Origin of the sequence: Cystobacter fuscus DSM 2262 (assembly GCF_000335475.2) — a bacterium.
Lineage (GTDB): Bacteria > Myxococcota > Myxococcia > Myxococcales > Myxococcaceae > Cystobacter > Cystobacter fuscus.
The window spans coordinates 181468-203022 of the sequence record NZ_ANAH02000018.1 but is presented as its reverse complement, the minus strand read 5'-3'; the positions used below and the strand labels follow the sequence as shown (position 1 = coordinate 203022).

The following is a 21555-nucleotide window of genomic DNA, read 5'->3' as shown; positions in this document are numbered from 1 at the left end:
CTCGACGACCCGGTCATGCGCTGAGGGACCCACGAGAAGTCCTTCTCGATGCACTTTCCGGGTCAGAGGCATTATCCATTGATTCTCGTTTTTTTATCAATTGAAGTGCCTGGAACGTTCAGTTTCGCTTAACTACATTGTAGGATCGAAACCGAGCCTTCAGCGGTACCCACCGCACCTGGTGGGAGGTATTCCAAAGCACGATCGCGGCCAACCAGCGGCTCGCGCCTCCCAGACTGGGCCAGGGCCCTCGCCCCTTCCCGCCAGTCTTTGGGATGAGGGGCGTGGCGGTGGTGAAGCCTGTGCTGGAAGCGCGCGCCGAGGATCAGTTGTTGGGCGCGTCGGCGAGGATCCAGGAGCGGATGCGGGTGAGTTCGCCGGGGTGCTCGTCGAAGTAGGCCAGGTTGTCTTGCGGCATCCTGGTACCGCAGAGGGGATTGGCGATGAGCTTCTTCACGAGCAGCGAGTCGTCGGGCTGCTTCGGCAGCACGCGCGCGAGGTTGGTGCTGATGCAGGGGGCGTTGTTGCTCTTGATGTTCACCATGGAAGCCCAGGACTTGCCCGCATCGAGGTTCAGCCCCCCGCGGCTCGCGGTGCTGCTGTTGTGGCACCGCGTGCACTGCGCGTCCCAGATGGGCTGGATGTCCCTGGCGTAAGAGGGGATGGACACCTCCACGTTCACCGAGCGCGTCACCGAGTCGTGCCCGTCGGAGACCGTGACCAGGAAGGAGTAGCTCGTCGCCGCGGCGAGGTCGCCGGAGCGCCACTGCGCGGCGGCGGCCGTGGGGTTGGTGAAGGTGCCCGCGCCCGCCGGATCGACCGTCCAGGCATAGGTGAGGATGTCCCCGTCCTGATCCGTGGCACCAATGGAGAGGTTGACGGTGTCACCCGCGATCACCGAGCCAGGCGCGGTGATGGCCGCGTCCACGGTGGGGGCGCGGTTGACGGTGGGAACGTTCTTCACCCCCACGTCCACCGAGCCCTCGGCCGTGCCGTCCTTCCCATCCGAGACCGTCACGTGCAGGGTGAAGGTCGTGTCGGCCGGCACCGCGGGCGCCGTCCAGGTGCGGCTCGAGCCGGTCTCGGTGCCGAAGGTGCCGACGGGAGTGGCCGGGGTCTGTGTCCAGGTGTAGGTGAGCGGATCCCCGTCCGGGTCGGTGGCGGTCACCGCGAGGGTGGTGCTCGCGACCTCGTTGACGGAGGCCGGCGTGGCGGTCACCTGGGTGAGGGAGGGGGCGTGGTTGGAGTCCTCCGGGGAGTTCTGACCGAACAGACCGCATCCGCTCCACCCCAGGCTCAGGAGCAGGAGCGCGTGGAACGACTTCCGCGGGGGCCGCCACGAGGACGGGGTCGGCTGAATCGTGTGCATGACTCTCCCTTGTTCGGGCACCACTCGCGAGTCCGGTGCCAGCGACCATCGTATGCCGGGCCCACTCCAAGACACGCCCGGGCAAGGAAAGGTTCGCTGGCCCTGTGAAATCGCAAACAACGCCACGCCCGGAGTGTGCCCCCCGTCAGCTCCACGAGCCCGGTGGCTACTTGATGCCCTGGTTGAGCTGCGCGCACTCCGCGGCGGTCACGTTCTCACCGCAGACCGCGATCTGGTCCTGTGGCTTCGCGTCCGACAGGTTGCTCACCAGCGCGTTGCCGAGCACGTGGTTGAGAGCGTTGAGGTTGTAGCCGTTGTCCTGCTCCATCTGCCACCCGAACACGCCTGCCAGGCCGTTCACCTTCGCGTAGGCGGCCTTCAGCGCCACGGTGCGCGGCGTCTCGACGGTGATGAACGAGCCGAGCGGGTTGACCAGGTAGTCCGCGTTGGACGCCTTGTCCGTGTAGAGGTGGTAGCCATTCCTGGGCTTCAGGTCCTTGTCGAGGAAGTTCTGATACAAATCATAGCCCTCCACCACGCCGGCCTCCCACGAGCCGACGCCGGCGACGCCCAGGACGAGCCCGACGCCGGTGGCGTTCAGGTCGCCGAAGGTGGAACTCCCCCTCAGGCCGTTCGTGTACTCGGTGATGTCGCCGAGCTTGATGGCCTTGGCGCGGTGGTAGTTGGCGATGCCAATCATGATCTTGTTCGCCGGCGCACCCTCCTCCCTCAGCGTCCGGACCGCCGCGTCCACGGAGAGGGGCGCGGTGTTCCCCTGGGCATCCTTGAAGTTGGGGTTGGTGAGGAGCGGCGTGTGGTGACTGAACTGGCGCTCCCAGGCACCGGAGAAGTCGTACGTCATCAGGTACAGGCGGTCGAGGTACTTGCTCGTCTCCGCCCAGTCGATGAGCGTCAGCTTGCTCGGGATCGCCGCGATGGCGCTGGAGAGGCGATACTGCTTGCCGGTCTTCCTGCTCAGCCAGTCCATGCCGGCGCGCAGTTCCTTCAGCAGTTGCAGGTAGTTCTGGGGGTCGTCCGGGCGGGACATCCCGGGCACCGCGCCGTCCGCGCCCGGGTACTCCCAGTCGATGTCGATGCCATCGAAGTCGAACTGCTCCAGGAAGCGGACCACCGAGTCCACGAACGCCTTGCGCCGCGTCGGATCATACGCCATCCACGGGAAGCCCTCGCTCAGGGTCCACCCGCCCACCGACAGATCCAACTTCAGGTGCGGGTTCTCCTGACGCAGCTTGTAGAGGACGCCAAACACGCCCGCCACGTCCTTCGGGTCCAGGTCATACATGGGCTCCGTGCCCGTCACCTTGCCTCCGGTCTGGCCCGGCAGGACGCGCAGGAAGGCCGCCTCGAAGTCCGCGACAGCCATCGCACCGTCTGGCAGGTGGCTCTGCTTGCACGTCCGATTGACCGCCGCGGGCGCGGTGGTGGGAAAGCCCGGGTCCTGCGTGTTCTTCGCGGCCGGGAAGCAGATGCCCGCGAACCCGTAGACGAGCCGGTGCACGTTCTTCACCGGCAGCTTGTTGAAGTCGAAGCGACGGCCATAGATGGCCCAGTCCCCGAGGTACTCGACGATCTCCTGTCCGGCGCTCAGTTGATAGACATTGTGCTGGAGTGGCAGGGTTCCGGGAGGAAGCTTGGAGACGCGCGCGCCCGTGTCCGCGTCGAAGCCGGGGTGGTTGCCACCCGGATCCTTCGAGGGATCGATACCACCCCGGGTGCCGCCGGTGCCGGTGCCGGAGACCGGGTGGGCCGCGCCGATGGGTCCCGAAGGCGCGGCGCTGCCCGCGCGCTCGTTGCCCGTCACCACCGATGGCTGGCCATAGTCGATGGTGTTGGGGATGGACACCGGGCACAGGGCCTCGTCCGGAACGCCGACGAGTTGCCACATGTTGTAGACGGTGTCGTCGGGCCTGATTCCGTGCACGTCGGCCAGGGCGCGGTAGGCCCTGCCGTTGTATCCGACGACCTTCCCCTTCGAATAGATCTTGGTGGCCACCCACGCGGGTGCGCAGAAGGGCGTCGTGGGGCCGCCTCCTCCCGTGTCGGGCGGAGCCACCTTCCACAGGGAGGGGACATTGGGCGGCTCCCAGCCTGGCCCGGAGGTGTGGGCGAAGATGCACTGGTACTTCACACCACCGTAGGAGACGACGTCGCCCACCGCGTACTGCGTGTTGGCGGCCCAGGGGCTGGCCGTGCTGGTGCCAGCGTCAGTGCCAGTGCCAGCATCGGTGCCGGTGCCAGCATCAGTGCCGCCCCCCGTACCTCCGTCGGTGCTTCCTCCACCGCAGCTCCCTCCTGCCTGCCAGAGCGTGGCCGTATCCCTCGGGTTCCAATTGGCCCCGGGATGCGCGGTGTGAGCCACCCGTGCGGTGTACGTCGCCCCCTGGTAGGTCACCACCTGCCCGGCCGTGTAGCTCGTCCCTTCGGCCCACTCGGAGCAGGCCGCGGCCAACGGACTCTCGCTCTTCGCCAGCGGGGCGGCATCACGCTCACCGCAAGCAATTCCCAAAAGCAGGATGGCCGCCACCGTGGCGGACAAACCACACGCACGACGCCGCATGACGCCTCCGAAATGCATGATGTCTGGTCAAGCGGCCCGCCTCGGGCCACGCCGCCAGGTTCAGGCAGAAGGAGACGGGTGATTCATTTTTCGGGTCATCGCGCGGCTACGGCCCCCAGTGAAAGCCGGTGCCGTCCTCGGCCACGCTCCAGATCTCGTCCGACGACAGCGCCTCGAGGCTCGTGAAGCCCTGCGTGCCGAAGCGGAAGTCCAGCCACCGCGTCCCGTCGAAGCGGACGATGTCGTCCGTGTCCAGGCGTCCGAAGACGGCGCCCTTCCCGAAGGACACCACGTCGAGGATGTCCGGGGCGACGCCGCCGTCCACGAAGATGGGGTACGCGGGCTTCGTGGTCCACGTGCCCCCCTCGCGCTCCAGCAGCAGCCCCTGGTCTCCCGAGGCGTAGGCGAGACCCGGGCTCACCACGTGCACGGACTGGAGGGCGAACTGCCCCGCGGAGGACGGCGGCAGCGATTCCGGCAGCCACGTGCCACCATCCGGGTTGGCGTGGTAGGCGACCGGCACCTTGCTCCCGGCCGTCCCCACGGCGATGAGCGTCCGCGGGTCGAGCCCGTGGATGGAGCGCAGGTCCGCGTCCACGTGCGCCACCCGCACCGGGTCCTCCGGGTAGTCCCAGCGGAGGATGTCCCCGGACTCGCTCACCGCGTAGAGCGTCGTGCCCCCGTCTCCCTCGAACCCCACGATGTCCTGGATGGCCGCGCCGCCCCCGTCGAAGGGCGCCACCGTGCAGGGCTTCCCGACAGTGGTCGTTCGCGTGGCGAGCTGACCCAGCCAGGAGCCCATGAAGACGCGCCCGTCGCTCGGCCGCGCCCAGGCGGTGGACCACGCCCCCTCGCAGTCGGTGAACCGCCGCACGTCGAAGCCGCCGTCGGCCTCGCGGCTGACGTAGGCGAGCACGCCCGTGTTGTCGCTCACGAACCAGGCCCGGCCGCGCGCGTGAGGGGCCACATCCCGGCGAGCCACTCCGCCCAGGGGCGGTGTCGTCCTCCACTCGACGCCGGCGCACACGGGCTCCGGGTCCACGCGGGTGTCGCAGTTGTTGTCGAGGAAGTCGCAGCGCTCCTCCAGACCGGGTGCGATGGAGGCGGAGCGGTCATCGCAGTCCGTGCCCTCGGAGAAGGTGCTCACGTAGCCGTCCCCATCCTCGTCGCGCGCGCTCAGGCCCAGGGACACCTCCGCGCTCCCCTCGTTGGGAACGTCCACCCGGCCCGTCGCGGTGGCCACCTCCTGTCCGGTGCACGAGTGCTCGCGGGCGGAGGCCGACACCACCACGGTGTGGCTCCAGCCGGCCCTGCGGATGAAGCCCACCTCACGGGTGCCCTTCCCCTCCAACACCGGAGGCTCCACCGGGAGCTCCAGCGTCCTCGAGGACGCCTCCGCGTCCTCGAGCCGCAGCGTGACGCAGCCCGGACGGAAGCCGTCGTAGGTCAGCAGCACGCGGACCTGGCAGGGGTGGTCCGCGTCGCAACTGCTCGGGCGCTCGGACTCGAGCTCGTCGATGTCCGGCACGGTGCAGGTGATGCAGAGCAACCCGAGTCCCACGACCACGGCGCGCTTCATGGCGACACCTCCGCCCGCGGCGACGGTGTCCTGTCCTTGAGGAACCAGGTGACGGCCGCCCCCGCGGCGGCGGTGACGGCCGCGCCCAGCAGGACGTTGGCCACGAGCGCCTGTCCCCGCGCGCTGTCCAGGTGAGCCAGCCGGTCGCTGTAGAAGTCGGCCGCGCGCGCGTCGCTCACGTTGCCGTGCGACCGCAGGCCGAAGTAGCCGCCCACGCCGCCGAGCACCACGCCCGCCCCCAGCAGCGCCAGTGGGAGCACCGGCGTGGAGCGCGAGGCGCGCACCTCCGCTTCCGCCCCGGCGGAGGGGACGAGCCCCGAAGCTGGCGTCGGCGCGAGCTTCGCGTCCGGCACCGCGCGCGGCGCGTCCGACGGGGGGCGCGGGTTGAGCGCCAGCACTTCACGGCGCACGGCCTCGAAGTCGCGCGCCACCTTGGGGGACACCTTCACCGGGAGGCTCGCATCGGGCCGCAGCATCAGGCCCGCGCGGAAGGCAGCCTGGGACGCCTGGCGCCGCCTCAGGTCCCCGAGCACGAGGCCCCGGTAGATGGCCACCCGGGCCCGCTCTCCATCGTCGCGCGCGAGGAGGCTGGCGCCATCGAGCTCCTGGAGCGCGTGTTCATAGTCGAGGTCCTCGTAGGCACGCGCCGTGGCCGCCATGCGGCCCTCGAAGTCCGAGGCGGTGGAGGCCGACGACTGACTCCACGCTGGTGACACCAGCATCAGCACGAGGCCGAGCACGATTCGCAGATCCATGGGCTGGCAGGATACTCACCCGGCTCCAGGCCGCGAGACGTTCCGTCGTCATGGTGCGGTTGTCACCGGCGCTGTAACCCGCCGAGCATATGCTCATGCGAAAAAGTTATTTATCTCCAGACGAGTACTCGAACACGCTGATTACTCCGTGTTCGAGGAGCGTCGCGCATGAGCGCATCCCTGATTCCCCATCGGCTGCTGGCGGTCCTGGTTTGGAGCTGTCTGGCACTGTCCGCCCAGGCGGCCGACATCGTCATCGGATACCAGACGGGCATCGACCCGACCAAGGTGCCGCAAGCCGACGGCACCTACGAGAAGGCCATCGGCCAGAAGCTCGACTGGCGGCGTTTCAACAGCGGCGCGGAGGTGATCACCGCCATGGCCTCCGGTGCCGTGCAGCTCGGCAACCTCGGCTCCAGCCCGCTGGCCGCTGCCGCCACCCGGGGCCTGCCGCTCGTCACCTTCCTGGTCTCCGCGCAGATCAACTCCGCCGAGGCCCTGGTGGTACGCCATGGCAGCAACATCAACACCCCCCAGGATCTGGTGGGCAAGACCATCGCCACCCCGTTCGTCTCCACCTCCCACTACAGCCTGCTCGGCGCGCTCAAGCACTGGAAGCTGGACGCGACCCGGGTGAAGGTCATCAACCTCAACCCCACCGAGATCGCCGCGGCCTGGAAGCGCGGTGATATCGACGGTGCCTTCGTCTGGTCTCCGGCCCTCGGCGAAATCAAGAGGAGTGGCAAGGTGCTCACCACCGCCGCCGAGGTCGGCGCCTGGGGCGCGCCGACTTTCGAGGTCTGGGTCGCGCGCAAGGACTTCGCGGAAAAACATCCCGAGGTGCTCGCCCGGTTCGTCAGGGTCAGCCTGGAAGCCTTCGCCGACTACGCCTCCCACAAGGAGTCCTGGACCGCCGACTCCGCTCCCGTGCGGAAGATCGCCAGGCTGACCGGCGCGAAACCGGAGGACGTGCCGGAACTGCTGACCGGCGCCACCTTCCCGGATGCCAGGGCCCAGGAACGACTGCTCGGAGGCGAGACCGCCAGGGCCATTGCCGCCACCGCCCTGTTCCTCAAGGAGCAAGGCAAGACCGACACGGTACGGCCCGACTACTCGCCCTACGTCAGCGCGAAGTACTTGAAGGAATGACGCCGTTGCGCCCCTCCCCTCCCTGAGACGACGATGGCCCTACTCCAACTGGAGCGCATCAGCGCACGCTACCCTGGCACGACCGGTCCGGTCCTGACAGACATCTCCCTCAGCCTCGGGCCACGGCAGTTGCTGGTCGCACTCGGCCCGTCCGGCAGCGGAAAGACCACGTTGCTCAACCTGATCGCTGGCTTCGTGCCACCCAGCGGCGGACGCATCACCCTCGACGGCCTCCCGGTGCGCGGCCCCAGCGCCGAGCGCGGCGTGGTCTTCCAGGACGACGCCCTGCTGCCCTGGCAGGACGTGCTGACCAACGTCGCCTTTGGCCTCGAGCTGGCCGGCATGCCGCGTGACCAGCGCGAGGCCCGGGCCCGCGAACTGCTCGCCCTGGTCGACCTGGCCGGTTTCGACACGCGGCGCATCTGGCAGCTCTCCGGTGGCCAGAAACAGCGCGTCGGCATCGCCCGCGCCCTCGCCGCGGACCCGCGCATCCTGCTGATGGATGAACCCTTCGGCGCGCTGGACGCCTTCACCCGCGAGCAGATGCAGGAGCTGCTGCTCCAGGTGTGGAAGCGCACGTCCAAGCCGGTGTTCCTGATCACCCACGACATCGAGGAGGCGGTGTTCCTCGCCACCGAGCTGATCCTCCTGTCGCCCCATCCGGGACGTATCAGCGAACGACTCGAGCTCGACTTCGGCCAGCGCCATGCCGCCGGAGAGAGCGCACGGGCGATCAAATCCGACCCGCGCTTCATCGAAACCCGCGAACACGTCCTGGCCCAGGTCTTCGCCGAACGGAAGAGGAGAACGGCATGAGCAGCCTCGAACTTCCAGCCGTGGCGACCCCCCCCGAGCCCACGACCCGGCCTCCGCGCCGCCCGCTGAGCCTCACGGTCATCAGCGTCCTGACGGTCTCCACCCTGCTGTTCCTGTGGTGGGCGGTGACCACCGCCGGGCTGGTCGAACCCCTGTTCCTGCCTGGCCCACAGGCCGTGGCGCGCAAGGGCTGGGAGCTGCTGACCCAGGGCTACATGGACGCCAGCCTCTGGCAGCACCTGGGTGCCAGCCTGGGGCGCATCGGCGTGGCCCTGCTCGCCGCCGTGCTGACCGCGATTCCACTGGGCATCGCCATGGGTCGCAGCCGCGTGGCCCGAGGCATCTTCGACCCGTTGATCGAGTTCTACCGGCCGATCCCTCCACTGGCCTACCTGCCGCTGATCGTCATCTGGTGCGGCATTGGCGAGCTGTCCAAGGTGCTGCTGATCTTCCTGGCCATCTTCGCTCCCATCGCCATCGCCACCGCCACCGGCGTGCGCCATGTCGATCCGGCCCGGCTGCGTGCCGCGCAATCCCTGGGCGCCACCCAGGCGCAGCTCATCCGCCATGTCATCCTGCCCAGCGCCCTGCCGGACATCCTCACCAGCGTGCGCATCGGCCTCGGCGTGGGTTGGTCGACCCTGGTGGCCTCCGAGCTGATCGCCGCCACCAGCGGCCTCGGCTTCATGGTGCAGTCGGCGGCGCAGTTCCTGGTCACGGACGTGGTGATCCTCGGCATCCTGGTCATCGCCCTGATCGCCTTCGCCCTGGAACTCGGCCTGCGCGCCCTGCAACGCAGGCTGGTTCCCTGGCATGGGCACCCGCACTGAACCTTCCGAAGAGGTAGAGAAGATGTCCCTGAACATTACTCCCTTGAACCCCGCCCTGGGTGCGGTCGTTGAAGGCATCGACCTGCGCGAGCCCCTGAGCGACTCCCACCGGGACGCCATCGAACGAGCGCTGCTGCAACACCAGGTGCTGTTCTTCCGAGACCAACCGCTGACGCCCCGGCAGCAGGCCGCCTTCGCCGCGCGCTTCGGAGAGCTGCACATCCACCCCATCTACCCGAACATCCCCGAGCAACCGCAAGTGCTGGTGCTCGACACCGCCGTCACCGACGTGCGTGACAACGCCATCTGGCACACCGACGTCACCTTCCTGGAAACTCCCGCCCTCGGCGCCGTGCTCGCCGCCAAGAAACTACCCCCCTACGGGGGTGATACCCTGTGGGCCAGCAGCAGCGCGGCCTTCGACGCATTGTCGAAGCCGATGCAGAAACTGCTCGACGGCCTCACCGCCACCCACGACCTGACCCGCTCCTTCCCCCTGGAGCGCTTCGGCACCACCCAGGAAGAGCTCGCCCGGTACGAGGAAGCCAAGCGGAACAACCCACCGCGAAACCACCCGGTGGTGCGCACCCACCCGGTGACCGGACGCAAGGGCTTGTTCGTCAATGACGGCTTCACCACCCGCATCAATGAACTGGAGCCGGCGGAGAGCGATACCCTGCTGCGCTTCCTCTTCGCCCACAGCACCCGCCCGGAGTTCTTCATCCGCTGGCGCTGGCAGGAGAATGACGTGGCCTTCTGGGACAACCGCATCACCCAGCACTACGCGGTCGACGACTACCGCCCGCAGCGGCGAATCATGCACCGCGCCACCATCCTCGGTGACAAGCCGTTCTGACGTCATGGAGTCATGGACCCGAATCCGGCTCGGGTTCCGGCTGAGGCGGTGGGGGTGACTCGGGTTCTGGAGCGGGTTGTGGTGATGACTCGGGTTCCGGAGCGGGAAGCACTTCACTGCCTCCGGTTCCACCATCCTCGTCCATCGTTCCCGCATCGGAGGGAGATGGCGTTGCGATGCCCGCGTCGGTCCCCGCGTCCTCCTGCGTGGGTTGCACCACACCCGCGTCGGTCCCCGCGTCCTCCTGCGTGGGTTGCACCACGCCCGCGTCGGTCCCCGCGTCCTCCTGCGTGGGTTGCACCACACCCGCGTCGGTCCCCGCGTCCTCCTGCGTGGGTTGCACCACGCCCGCGTCAGTCCCCGCGTCCTCCTGCGTTGGCTGAACCACGCCCGCGTCGGTCCCCGCGTCCTCCCGCGTGGGTTGCACCACGCCCGCGTCGGTCCCCGCGTCCTCCCGCGTGGGTTGCACCACGCCCGCGTCTCGTGGCGACGGGGAACGCTGTTTCTTTTCCCTCGATACCTTCCCGGCCACTCCCGCGTCCCCGGCTGTCGGCTTGGACTCGCGCCATGGCCCCCACAGAAGCCCAGCAAGCACCACCACGGTGAAGGTGATGACGAACCCGACCGCTCCCCACCGACGCCGCTGGACTCCGGGCCGTGGTACCCCGGCGGCTGGAGTGGGCTTCTCACCGAGCGCGCTCTGGATGGCGCGGATGAGGTGCGCCATGTCGGAACGGAAACGGGGATCGCTGATCTCGATGGCGTTGCGCCGAGCCAGCGGGGCGAGATCGGGGGGAAGTTCCTCCTCGGAGGGGACGGTGGCGCCACCCACCAGTACTGGGATGACCCGCACGTCGCGCGACAGCGCCGTGGCCACCTCCAGCCGGACGAAGTCCTCGGGGTTGTCCAACCGTCGCCGTCCCTGCTTGTCCCGGGCACCAAGCCACTGCGGCCCGATGACGGCGAGCAGCACGCCGCACGATTCGACCGCCTCCTCGATGGCGTGCACGAAGTCGGCTCCGGGCTCGATGGTCTCGATGTCCCGGAAGACGAGCTTCTCACCGAAATGGGTGACCAGGTGGTCATAGAGCCGGCCTGTGTGTCCTGGGCTGTCGTCTCGTCGATAGCTGACGAAGATCCGTGCCATACCTGCCCCTGCGGTCAGTGTTTGGTCGTCTCGGCCTCTCCGGGTTTCTTGTCGCGCCGCGTCTGCATCCGGGCCAGGGTGTCCCTCATCTCCTGCAACCAGCCCGTCAGCTCCGATTGGAGGACGAATTCAGTGCTGTCGATGAGGTTCTCGAAGTTGCGGCGTCTGCCCTGCTCTTCGAGGGAGAGGGCGCTCCACCAGGCCTTGATGTTGTCCAGGTCGGTCGTGGACTGGTGGTACTTCGTCAGGTGGCTCTCGGCCTGCTGGTAGCCCAGCCAGGCGGTGACGGACGTCACCAGCGACGTCGTCAGGGCCACCCAGAGTTCCGCCCCCATGGCCGCCAGCACCGTGCCCATGCCGCTGGCGATGATGGTGAGCCACTGCAGCCGGCGGGCACTCCGGTCGAGCCGATCGATCTTCCGCCGGTAGTAGCCGAGCTGATCATCCAGGCGGTAGCGGATGTAGCGGAAGGGGGTGAGCGAGCTGAAGCCGTCATCGCCGGGGGCCAGTGAACCGGGCGGGGGCAGCGGGCCTCGGTAGGTGCGCGGTGCGGAGAGGGCGGCCTCCGCCTGCAGGAGCGGGCGGCAGATGGACTTCATCCGGCTGGCCAACCGGCGCTCACTGGACAACCGGCCCGGCCTGGGCTCGCTCCGGATGCCGATGCGGCAGCGATAGCGGAAGATTTCCCGCTTGATGGCCTCGGCGTGCGCACGCAGGAGGATCCACCGGGTGCCGGCCTTGAACTGGCTGGAGGCGGCCACCAGCACGGTGACCAATGCGGCCAGGAGCACGATGAGTATCCTCAACAGCCCATCCACTCGTCCCTGCTCCACGATGAGCCCCAGGAGGCGCAGTTGCGTATCGAGCAGGGCCAGGAGCGTGCCCAGGACGCCCAGGGTCAAGCTCCAGAACTGCAGTCGCCGGAAGACGCGCTGCTGCCGGGTGGAGTTGGCGTCGTAGAGGGCGAAGCGCTGCCAGGCCAGCTTGAGGATGGAGTCCTCACGTAGCTCACGTTTGAGCAGGTGCGTGAGGTCGCGCGGCGAGCCCTCCACCGGGAAGAGGCAGAGGTCACCCTCGGAGAGGATCTCCGCGAGGACCGGGTCGGCGATGTTGGAAGAAGGCCGGGACACCTGGGTGGAGATCTCGTCCGCCAGCCGGCCGGAGCCCTGGAGGACCACCAGGGGCCAGTGGTGACGGACGGCGGCGAGCGCCTCCTGCCGGGTGACGTCCCCGCCATTGGCGAGCACCACGACCACGGGGATGCCCCCCTCGGTGAGCGCGGAGGCGAGCGTGTAGAGGAGGGGCGTCTCCCCTCCCCAGGTGTTGCCATCCACCAGGACGAAGTGGGTGTGGTTCTCGTCGAGCGGCGTGCGTTCCCCGGCGCCATCCCCGAAGGGGCTTCCGGGCCAGGTGACGAGCTGCGCGGGGGCCACACCGACGAGCTGCGAGTGGTACCCGCGCTCGGCCACCCCCTCGCCCATGAGGGCCATGATGCCGGACCAGGTGCCCCCATCGAGAATGAAGGCTCCCGTCTCCACGGCGCAGCAGGCCACCCCTTGGCTGATGAGTTGCCGCAGACTCGCGTTGAGTTCGGGCGCCAATCCGTCCGCACCTCCGAGCAGGAGGATGAGGGCTCGAGGCCTGGGCAGATCGAGCGCGCGGAGGAGCGCGTGGGGATCATCCCCGGGCGACGCACGTACCCACTTCGCACGGTTCCCATTGGGGAAGGGAATGTCCCCGGTGTGAGACTCCAACATGGACGGAGGCGTGTTCACCCTTGCGCGCACCAGTCCTGCGCTCGTCTGACTGCCCCGTTGCGCTTCATGACCGGCCTCCGGTGTCGTTCAGGTGGAAGGTAATGCCACCTCCGACATCCTCCCATCCGTCCGCGGGAGGCGGCGGTGTCAGCTGTCGGGTGTGATTGGGTTCGACCAGGAGGGATGAGCGTGCCGACGAATGTGACGGGCGTCGTACGCGCGCCTCGTCATTCCTTCTCCAAGCCCTTCAGCAGAAGGCCGGTAACGCCAGGAACGGACAGGGCCGCGCCCGCCAGCCTGGCCCCGAGACCCTTATCGCGATTGAGCTCGAGGTGCGCGACGAACTGTCCTGGTGGTCGGGATGGAGATGGTGACAAATCCTGGCGTTGCAATGGCTCACGCGAAGAGCCTCCGTGCAGAGCGTGGCAATCGAGCTGGGCGACGAGAGCGCGAGCAGCTTCGTGACCATGTTTCGAAAGGCGCTCTCCGATGCTGGCGACTGACTGCCCCGCGGGGACACAAGGGCCCCGCCGGGCGAGACCCTCGATCCGTGTTCCGTGTCAATGCTCGTCGGTCGCTGGCTTGTCGGCGTCCCTCGTCAGGTGCGTGTCCTGGTCATTGGACCAGACAGCACCTCCGGGCGTTTCGACCTTCACCGAGACTCCGGACTGCCTGGCGTCGATCGGCCCTCGCACCGTCGCATTGAAGGTTTTCACGACGCGCTCATCATCGGTGACCCGTCGACCGGAGTGCCTCAGCTCCTCCTCGTTCCATTCCTGCCTGCCCGCCGTGGTCCGGGGAATCATGGCAACCGCCCGGTCGACCCGACCGCCGTCGGCGATGTCCCGGCCGAGCTTCTCCTCGTCGACCTCCACCGAAATGCTGGTCGCCGCGGGTCCCTGCACCGTTGTGGCTGTCTCGACGTGAATGGCCTTGGACGTAACGTGGGGTTGGGATTTGGTCTTTGACATGGTTCGCCTCGGGTTAGCCAAGCCATGAAATTAGGGATTCGCACGCCAACTTCAAGTGGATGGGCGAGCTGAAATCTTGTCAAGGCGACGCGCTGTCAAGGTGAAAAGCCATCGGGGTGAAAAGCTGTCAAGCGACCCGAGACGTCCAGGGATTGCTCCTCGCCGAGGCTCCACTCCGGAGCTTGCGCCCATGGGCGGAGCACCCGAACAGGGCTCCACCCCACCCGCCCGTGTTCAGGCCCGAGATGCACTGGAGAACATCAGCGCGAGGCGGCGCTGCTCGAGGTGGTATCGGCGCGCACGACTCCGGCCACTCCGCATATAAAGTGCGCGTTTCCCCGACAACGTCGTCACGACGAGGAGTTCCGTTCATGTGGTTGCGCAGCAAGAGAAGAATGGCGGGTCTGGCGGTCGCTGGACTGCTCGCTGGTTGCAAGAGCACCGTGCCCCCCCCGGTCGACGAGCCCGAGGTCCCCGGGGTGGAAGAGCCCGAGGTGGACCCCACCCCCTTGGTCAACCCCTTCATCGGCACCCAGAACTTCGGCAATACCTTTCCCGGCGCGAGCGCGCCCTTCGGGATGGTACAGGTCAGCCCGGACACGGGCGGACAGGGCGGATACGACTACCAGCAGGACTCCATCTACGGCTTCAGCCAGACGCACCTGTCCGGTGTCGGCTGCGGCGTCGTGGGTGAGTTGCCCATCATGCCCACGACCGGCGCCGTCGAGACCGTCGACGTCAATGGCTACAAGTCGAAGTACTCGCATGACGACGAAGAGGCCACGCCCGGGTACTACCGCGTCGGCCTCTCCCGTTACGGCATCAAAGCCGAACTCACGGCCACCGAGCGGACCGGCTGGCAGCGCTTCACCTTCCCGGCCACGGCCGCCGCGAATGTCCTCTTCAACACCGGGAAGGCCAACCAGGCGGTTCATGAATCGGAAATCCATGTCGTCGGGGACCGGACCCTCGAGGGCCGGGTCAGGGCCGGCGGCTTCTGCGCCGGGCGTGACCAGCACACGGTGTACTTCACGGCCACGTTCGACCGGCCCTTCGCGTCCCACGGCACCTGGCGCGGCTCCACCCCGACACCCGGCTCGCGGGACGCGGCTGGCACGGGGAACAACGGCGCCTGGGTGACGTTCGACACGACCACGGATCGCGACGTCACGGTGAAGGTCGGGCTGTCCTATACCGGGCTCGACGGTGCCAGACAGAACCTCGCGAAGGAGACGGGCGAGTCCTTCGACTTCGATGCCACGCGGACCCGGCTGCATGACGCGTGGGTCGACAAGCTCCGGGCGATCAAGATCAGCGGAGGTTCCCGAGATCGGCAGGTCGCCTTCTACACCGCGCTGTACCATGCGCAGTTGCACCCGAACCTGGCGGGTGACGTGGACGGCCGGTACGTCGGCTTCGACAACCAGGTGCATGTCGCGAGCGGCTACACGCCGTACCAGAACTTCTCGCTGTGGGACACGTACCGCCCCCAGAACCAGTTGCTGGAGCTGCTCGAACCCCAGGTCGCCCGGGACATCGCCCTGTCGATCCTCGCCATCGGTCGGGAGGGGGGCTGGCTGCCACGCTGGGCGCTCGCCAACAGCGAGACCAACATCATGACCGGGGATCCCGTCACGCCGTTCCTCGTCGAGGCCTGGGCCCGGGGGCTGCTCGAGGGTCATGAACAAGAGGCCTACGCGCTGCTGCGGAAGAACGCGCTCAGCACTCCCCCCTCCGATTCGCCCTACAACGGCCGCTCGGGGGTCGAGTACTACAACACCCGCGGATACCTCCCGTCCGGTCTGAGCCTGGGCGTCGACTGCGCGCACAAGGGCGGTGACAACGACTGCGTGCACCCGGCGTCGGCGACGCTCGAATACTCGGCGGCCGACGCGGCGCTCGCGTTGATGGCACGGGGGCTCGGGCACGAGGACGATGCACGGATGTTCGCCGGGCGCGGGCAGTGGTACCGCAACCTGTGGGACTCCTCCATCGGCCAGTTCCGTCCGCGCACGGCCGATGGCACGTGGCTGACGCCGTACGATCCGGTGGCGGCCTCCCACCAGTTCCACGAGGGAGGGGCCTACCAATATCAGTGGCTGGTGCCACAGGACCCCGCCGGGCTGGTCGCGCTCATGGGTGGTGAGCGCGCGACCGAACAGCGGTTGGATGCCTTCTTCGCCTACGACAAGCTGCTCGCCGATCCCTCGGGGACCGCTCGCGGTGAATGGATCACCCAGCCCTACGACTACTACGGCAAGCCCACGTACAACCCGAACAACGAGCCCGACCTGCTCGCGCCCTACATGTACCTGTGGGCGGGAGCTCCCGCGAAAACGGCCACGGTGGTGCGCGCGGCGATGACGTTGTTCACCACGGGGCCGGACGGAATGACGGGCAACGACGACCTGGGCACGATGTCGGCGTGGTATGTGTTCTCCTCGCTCGGGCTGTACCCGACGATGAGTGGCGCGAACTTCATCGCCCTGTCCAGCCCCCAGTTCGAGTCCGCCGTGGTCCGCATCAGGCCCTTCGGCACCCACCAGGGCGGCACGCTGAACATCACGGCGCCCGGTGCCAGCGACACCCAGCGGTACATCCAGCGCGTGACGCTCGACGGGCAGGATGTGCCACGAACCTACCTGGAGTGGAACGAGTTCGTGCGGGGCGGCACCCTGGCACATACGCTCGGCGGCGAGCCCTCGAGCTGGGGAACCGCGAGCGCCGCGAGGCCACCGTCGATCAATCAGGCCGAGGGGGACGCCCGCAGTCACGTCGACGCGTCCCTGCGGCCTTCCTCGGCTGTCATCGCGGCGAGCAACGAGGCCCAGACGGTCGAGCTGACCCTGGACGTGCTCGGCCAGGCGCCTCTTGGGTTGGACGTTTCCGTGACGCCGACCGTCCCGGCGGGCTGGTCCGCCACGGCGCCCTCGTTCCAGCTGTCGTCACAGCGTCTGCCCGTGCAGTGGACGGGGCCCCTCACCCTCACCGTGCCCGCGAACACTGCATTGGGCGTGTATCCGCTCCAGGTGGCCATCTCGGCGAATGGCGCGAACACCGTGACCCGAAACGTGACCATCGAGGTGCGGCCGGCGGGGACCTGCCTGCCCGGCATTGCCGGGCAATGCGCCGTGGATCTGACGAACGAGCGCAACCATGACGGCACCGCCACGGTCGCCCAGTCGCGAGAGGGCAACTTCGACGGTGGGGGCTGGAGCTTCGACGGAGACCTGTTCCCCGCGGCTGGATCCATCACCTGGTCGGGCGTGACGTATTCGGCACCCGATCCGAGAGGGAGCGCGAACAACTTCGTGGAGGCTCGCGGTCAGGGAATCCTTCTTCCGCGGGGCAATTACCAGACGCTTCACCTGGTCTCCGTGTCTCACCATGGTCCCGTGACCACGACGATCACCGTCCGCTATTCGGATGGCAGCCAGACGGACATCCCGGCCACGGCGGGCGACTGGGCGGGAAGCACTCCGTCCGGCACCACCGTGGTGCTCGACATGCCTCATCGGATCAAGGCCGGGAGCGGCGTGGACGGGCCGCCGGTGCGGTTGTTCGGCCAGTCCCTCGCACTCGACCCGGCGAAGCAGGTGCACTCCATGAGCCTGCCGAACGACGCGCGGTTCGAGGTGTACGCCATCTCGCTCAGCGAATCCAAGTGAAGCACGGCGCACCCAATGGACTGGCTCATTGGGTGCGCAATCCATTCCCTCCGCCCTGCCCTGGCGTTGTCCCTTCGGCCTCGACTCCAAGGAAGACACAGGAGTAACGTGTTCCTGGCCGTCCCCCCGTAGACGAACCCAGGAGCTTCCTCCATGCGTATCAAGTCCTTTCTCGCTGTCTCCATCGCGGGCATCACCCTCGGCCTGATGGGTTGTGGCACCGAAGCCGTGGTGGTCCCGCCGGCCGAGCCCGCCGCCGTCGAGGAGCAGGCCTCCTCCGGAGAGCAGGAGTCCCGGCAGAGCACGGCCCTGGTGGGCATCTGCCCGTTGAAGTGGACGTGCAACTTCCAGAACTTCTACAGCACGCAGACGCAGTGCGCCGCCTCATGTGGCGGCTCCGAGTGCTGGCGTGAGTACGCGTGTACGGGCACCTGCGTCTGTCCTTGATGAGGGCTTGAGCCACTAAACCCAAGCCATCAAACCGAACGGATCGTCGCTCGAGCGGGCCGGCTGGGTGAACAGGCCGGCCCGTTTTGCGTCATATAAAAGAGCGCCAGGTTCACGGCGAGTCGCCCGATGCGTCACTTCGAGCGCTTCGACGCGCGATAGGCCGCCCACGCGCCGGTCGACCAGAGGGCACAGGCGATGAGGACGGGCTGGAAGAAGAGCCGGATGAACCGCGCCCTGTCGGTGTCGAGACCGAACGCGCTGATGCCATGGACGTACTGCGAGATGTTGCCCGGGAAGACCGCGACGAAGAACGCGGCCGCCGCCCACCCGACCTGCGGGCGCAGGCGGCGCGCGAAGATGAGCGCCGCGCCGAGCACGAGCTCGACCACGCCCGAAGCGAGGACGACGAAGTCGCCGTCGAGTGGGAGCCACTTCGGAACCTGGGCCAGGAACTCGGTGCGGGCCCACGTGAGGTGGCCCGCTCCCGCGAGGAGCAGGGAGGCTCCCAGCCAGATGCGTGCAATGGTCTGTGCAACGGTCTTCAGGAGACTGGGGTGTGCCACGGCAACGTCTTGAGACATGAATCCTCCAAGGGAAAGGTGAGCGTCAGCTCTTGAGCAGGCTTCGCTGCATCGATGGCGACCGCCAGGCGAAGTCGCCTGGCAGACCGTGACGCAGCGCCGACTGCCAGGCTGGAGAGTCGCGATCGCGCCAGTGGTCAGCGAGCCGGCCAGCGGAGATCAGCGCCAGACGGTCAAGCGCGGTCAGGTCCCATTCCGCACCGAGCTCCAGTTTCTTCCGGACCACCGGCGGGAGGATCGCGACCGCGCCGCGGGCCATGGCGCGGTGCAAGAAGCGCGGCACGGAAGGCGCCGAACGGCCCGATTCGATGATGTTCAGGAACTCGAGGTTGATCGGGTGCGGCTCGAAACCTGGTAGCAGCCCTTCCATCATCGCGACGAACTCGGCTTCGGACCCAACGCAGTGCGTGACGCCGTAGAGCTCGCCGACTGGCTTTCCCTCCCTGAAAAAGCGCGCCTGATCTTCCGGCGAGAGCGGACGAACGAACATGTGGTAGGCCTTGAAGAAGCCGAAGAGGGCAGTCGCATAGACCCAATTGAGCAGCACCGGGTCGAGTGCACGGTACGACTGCCCGTCGGGTGTCTCACCCGACACGCGCGCGTGCATCTTCGTGACGCCGGAGATGACCTTGCGCGCCACCGAGGCGGGGCCATACACCCCCACCATCGCCGCGACCCCGGTACGTCGCGAGCGTCCGATCGGATCCACCTTGTAGACAGAATGGTCCCATACCCCGCTGCGGATCCGCGGGTCGGCGAACTCGAGCAGCACGGCGGCCACTCCGCCAATGCCCATGACGATCGGGTTGCGATAGACCCGCCACTGCACCGAGTCCGGCGGGACCAACGAAGGCTCTCCGGCGGGGGAGCGATAGTCGATCTTCCACTCGCGCGCGGCCGCCGGCTTCGCCGTCGGCGCTGCTTCGCGCTCCGCCGGTACCGGATCACGTAAAGCCATATCGTCTCCCCTATCAGGCGATATACGCCGTATATCAGGCGATAGGAGCAGCCGCAACAGCCTGAGCGCCTGTTCCGTCCGTGAGGACGTTCCGCCTCCTCGCCCGAGGAGAAACCCACCAGGCGTGCGCCCTACCGGAACAGGCTCCTCCCTGCCTATATGGGCTGACCATGAGCCTCGAGACCAAAAGCCCCCTGACGCCGGCGGAGATGACCAAGGCCCGGATCCTCGAGGCGGGCATGCGCTGTTTCGCGCGTGAGGGCTTCGCGGGCGCGACCACCCGGATGATCGCCGCCGAGGCGGGGGTCACCCTCCCGGTGATCGCCTACCACTTCGGCAACAAGGAGGGGCTGCACCGCGCATGCGCGCAGGAGATCGTCGAACAGCACAGTCGCCGGCTGTTGCCGCTGGTGTGCGCCGCTCGCGAGGCGGCGAACAAGGGTTCGCTCTCGGCCACGGAAGCGAGGGACTGGCTCGACCGTATCCTCGAGGCGCTCGTCAACGCGGTCACCGCCGATGCCGAGCAACGGCTCACCACCGACTTCGTGCTGCGCGAGATGAGCGAGCAGGGCCCGGGCTATGCGTTGCTGTTCGAGGGGCTGTGGAGCCCCGGCATCGGCCTCGTCGCCGACCTGCTGGCCATCGCTCGCCAGCGCCGCCCCGGGAAGGAGGAGGAGCGCGCGGGCGCGGTGATGCTGATCACCTCGCTCTCCGCCTTCACGGCGATAGAGCCCGTGTCGCTCGCGTTCCTCGGGTGGGAGCGGCTCGACGGGACCCGCCGCGATACCGTGACGGCCCTCGCGAAGCGCCTGCTCGACGGTCTCGTCGGGGGCTGACCCCCGGTGTGCTTCATGTGCGAGCAACTGGGCGAGTGGCCCGTGTCATGGGAGAGCAAGGCCTGGCCGCACGGAGACGACGGCGCGATGTCACCACGACGGACTCGCGTCACCAGCAGCCCGTGGCCCCCAAACGTCCTCGAGCGCCGCTTCTCCCCCCGGCCAGCCCAACAGGCAAGCCCTGGCTGCTCGAGGCATTGAGTGGAGCATGTCGCGCAAGGGCAACTGCTGGGACAACGCGGTGGTGGAGAGCTTCTTCAGCACTTTGAAGCAGGAGCGGCTCAGGGGCCGTAGACGGCAGGCCTCTGGGGCTGCTCAGGACCTGGCCGCGCCCGGCCAGACCCGCGACCGCGCCGCGACGGCGGCGGCCAGGGCCGCGGCCACGACATCGCCCGTGGCCTGGTAGGCGGTGCTGTAGTGCGCGCCCGCCGCCGGATAGAGCAGGATGCGACCGAGGTTCAGCAGGGCGTGGAAGAGCACTGCGGCGAAGAGGCTGCCGCCGGTTCCCTCGTAGAGCCAGGCGATGAGGACGCGCAGGGCGGCCGCGCCCAGGATCCACCAGGCCACGTCGGCCGCCGTCGTGCCTATCGCCGCCATGGACGGCAGGTGACCGAGCCACCAGGGAACCGCCAGGACCAGGGCCGCCCGTAGGGCACCCCACCGATCCCGCATCGGGCCGTAGGCGTAGCCCATCCAGCCAACCTCCTCGCCCGCGGCCAGGACCAGGAACAGGACGAACAACAGGAGGGTGCGCAGGAGGTCCGGACGGAGCGGCGCACCGTCCACGCCCGCCAGCCGCATGAGCGCCCAAGCCGAAAGACAGATGGCCGGCGCCGTCAGCAGTGCCGCCGCAACCCAGCGTCCGCGGCCCAGCGAGCGGGGATCGAAGGCCCGCGCCAGCAGGGCCACGGCGGCCCCGCCGCCCTCGGCGCGCGCGGCGAGGATCAGGGCGGCGGCCATGGGCGTGAACGCCAGGGCCAAGTCGCTCACCGGAATGCGCAGCGCGCCGATCACGCCCAGCCGCCCGCCGGCCAGCCAGAGCGGAACGGCCAGCGCCAGCAGCAGGAGGAAGAAGACCAGGGGCGATCGCTGGGCGCGCATTGGCGTTTGATCATGAACGCGAGCGTAGAGCGCAGCCCTTTCAGCCATCATCGGCTCCTCTCTCGTGGCCCAACTCAACGACGTCGGAACTTGTTACTTCGCCTCCCTCGGCTGGAGGCGCGAGAGTCCAATCGTGGCGTGCGCTCCTTCTTTG

The 21555-nt window shown here is 68.1% G+C and carries 17 protein-coding genes and 1 pseudogene; 8 read left to right on the top strand and 10 right to left on the bottom strand.

All coding sequences use genetic code 11. The features are described from left to right. Window positions 1–325: 325 nt before the first annotated feature. The 4 genes from D187_RS50540 to D187_RS29170 form a co-directional block, all read right to left on the bottom strand. Window positions 326–1369, bottom strand: coding sequence for a PKD domain-containing protein (locus D187_RS50540; RefSeq protein WP_002643326.1), 1044 nt, complete (start codon window positions 1367–1369; stop codon window positions 326–328). Between the two features lie 166 nt (window positions 1370–1535). Next, window positions 1536–3947 (bottom strand): glycosyl hydrolase family 18 protein, encoded by a 2412-nt coding sequence (locus D187_RS29180; RefSeq protein ID WP_002622267.1) that lies wholly within the window; start codon window positions 3945–3947, stop codon window positions 1536–1538. Window positions 3948–4053: 106 nt separating this feature from the next. Beyond that, window positions 4054–5526 carry a putative metal-binding motif-containing protein gene (locus D187_RS29175; protein ID WP_002622266.1) on the bottom strand — a complete coding sequence of 491 codons (1473 nt, stop codon included), beginning with the start codon at window positions 5524–5526 and terminating at the stop codon, window positions 4054–4056. Beyond that, window positions 5523–6281: a hypothetical protein gene (locus D187_RS29170; protein WP_002622264.1), complete on the bottom strand. Its 759-nt coding sequence runs from the start codon at window positions 6279–6281 to the stop codon at window positions 5523–5525. The genes D187_RS29175 and D187_RS29170 overlap by 4 nt, the downstream gene beginning before the upstream one ends. Window positions 6282–6449: 168 nt before the next feature. On the opposite strand from D187_RS29170, the gene tauA reads away from it, so the two are divergent. Genes tauA through tauD form a run of 4 tightly spaced genes read left to right on the top strand, consistent with a single transcriptional unit; the run spans window position 6450 to window position 9932 of the window. Next, window positions 6450–7430, top strand: a complete 981-nt coding sequence (tauA, locus tag D187_RS29165) for a taurine ABC transporter substrate-binding protein (RefSeq protein ID WP_002622261.1) — start codon at window positions 6450–6452, stop codon at window positions 7428–7430. 33 nt (window positions 7431–7463) lie between these two features. Then, window positions 7464–8246 (top strand): taurine ABC transporter ATP-binding subunit, encoded by a 783-nt coding sequence (tauB, locus tag D187_RS29160; RefSeq protein ID WP_043431829.1) that lies wholly within the window; start codon window positions 7464–7466, stop codon window positions 8244–8246. After that, a complete protein-coding gene (gene tauC / locus D187_RS29155; RefSeq protein WP_002622256.1) occupies window positions 8243–9076 on the top strand; it encodes a taurine ABC transporter permease TauC in 834 nt (277 codons plus the stop codon). The genes tauB and tauC overlap by 4 nt, the downstream gene beginning before the upstream one ends. A gap of 22 nt (window positions 9077–9098) precedes the next feature. Further along, on the top strand, window positions 9099–9932 hold the full coding sequence (tauD, locus tag D187_RS29150; protein ID WP_002622254.1) for a taurine dioxygenase: 834 nt from the start codon (window positions 9099–9101) through the stop codon (window positions 9930–9932). Between the two features lie 10 nt (window positions 9933–9942). Here the strand turns inward: tauD and D187_RS50535 are convergent, their stop codons facing one another. The 3 genes from D187_RS50535 to D187_RS29135 form a co-directional block, all read right to left on the bottom strand. Beyond that, a complete protein-coding gene (locus tag D187_RS50535) occupies window positions 9943–11079 on the bottom strand; it encodes a toll/interleukin-1 receptor domain-containing protein (RefSeq protein WP_020918357.1) in 1137 nt (378 codons plus the stop codon). Window positions 11080–11093: 14 nt separating this feature from the next. Then, on the bottom strand, window positions 11094–12836 hold the full coding sequence (locus tag D187_RS50530) for a DUF4231 domain-containing protein (RefSeq protein ID WP_051256600.1): 1743 nt from the start codon (window positions 12834–12836) through the stop codon (window positions 11094–11096). A 560-nt stretch (window positions 12837–13396) separates the two neighbouring features. Continuing rightward, entirely contained in the window at window positions 13397–13807 is a 411-nt protein-coding gene (locus tag D187_RS29135) for a hypothetical protein (protein ID WP_043431828.1), read from the bottom strand. Between the two features lie 371 nt (window positions 13808–14178). Here D187_RS29135 and D187_RS29130 point away from each other — a divergent pair, with 371 nt between their 5' ends. Beyond that, window positions 14179–17475 carry a GH92 family glycosyl hydrolase gene (locus D187_RS29130; RefSeq protein WP_002623781.1) on the top strand — a complete coding sequence of 1099 codons (3297 nt, stop codon included), beginning with the start codon at window positions 14179–14181 and terminating at the stop codon, window positions 17473–17475. A 153-nt stretch (window positions 17476–17628) separates the two neighbouring features. Beyond that, a complete protein-coding gene (locus D187_RS29125; RefSeq protein WP_002623779.1) occupies window positions 17629–17922 on the top strand; it encodes a hypothetical protein in 294 nt (97 codons plus the stop codon). A gap of 134 nt (window positions 17923–18056) precedes the next feature. On the opposite strand, the gene D187_RS29120 is transcribed toward D187_RS29125, so the two are convergent. Together D187_RS29120 and D187_RS29115 are read right to left on the bottom strand one after the other, a co-directional pair. Further along, entirely contained in the window at window positions 18057–18506 is a 450-nt protein-coding gene (locus D187_RS29120) for a DoxX family protein (RefSeq protein WP_002623778.1), read from the bottom strand. A gap of 25 nt (window positions 18507–18531) precedes the next feature. Further along, the gene (locus D187_RS29115; protein WP_002623777.1) at window positions 18532–19464 is read right to left on the bottom strand and encodes an oxygenase MpaB family protein; all 933 of its coding nucleotides are present in this window, start codon (window positions 19462–19464) and stop codon (window positions 18532–18534) included. 170 nt (window positions 19465–19634) lie between these two features. On the opposite strand from D187_RS29115, the gene D187_RS29110 reads away from it, so the two are divergent. Together D187_RS29110 and D187_RS58230 are read left to right on the top strand one after the other, a co-directional pair. Then, entirely contained in the window at window positions 19635–20300 is a 666-nt protein-coding gene (locus D187_RS29110; RefSeq protein WP_002623776.1) for a TetR/AcrR family transcriptional regulator, read from the top strand. Window positions 20301–20499: 199 nt separating this feature from the next. After that, window positions 20500–20706, top strand: a pseudogene (locus D187_RS58230) (integrase core domain-containing protein); the annotation flags it as partial. Here D187_RS58230 and D187_RS29105 read toward each other — a convergent pair. Then, a complete protein-coding gene (locus D187_RS29105; protein ID WP_002623775.1) occupies window positions 20616–21401 on the bottom strand; it encodes a CPBP family intramembrane glutamic endopeptidase in 786 nt (261 codons plus the stop codon). The pseudogene D187_RS58230 and the gene D187_RS29105 sit on opposite strands and share 91 nt — an antisense overlap. Window positions 21402–21555: the final 154 nt, after the last annotated feature.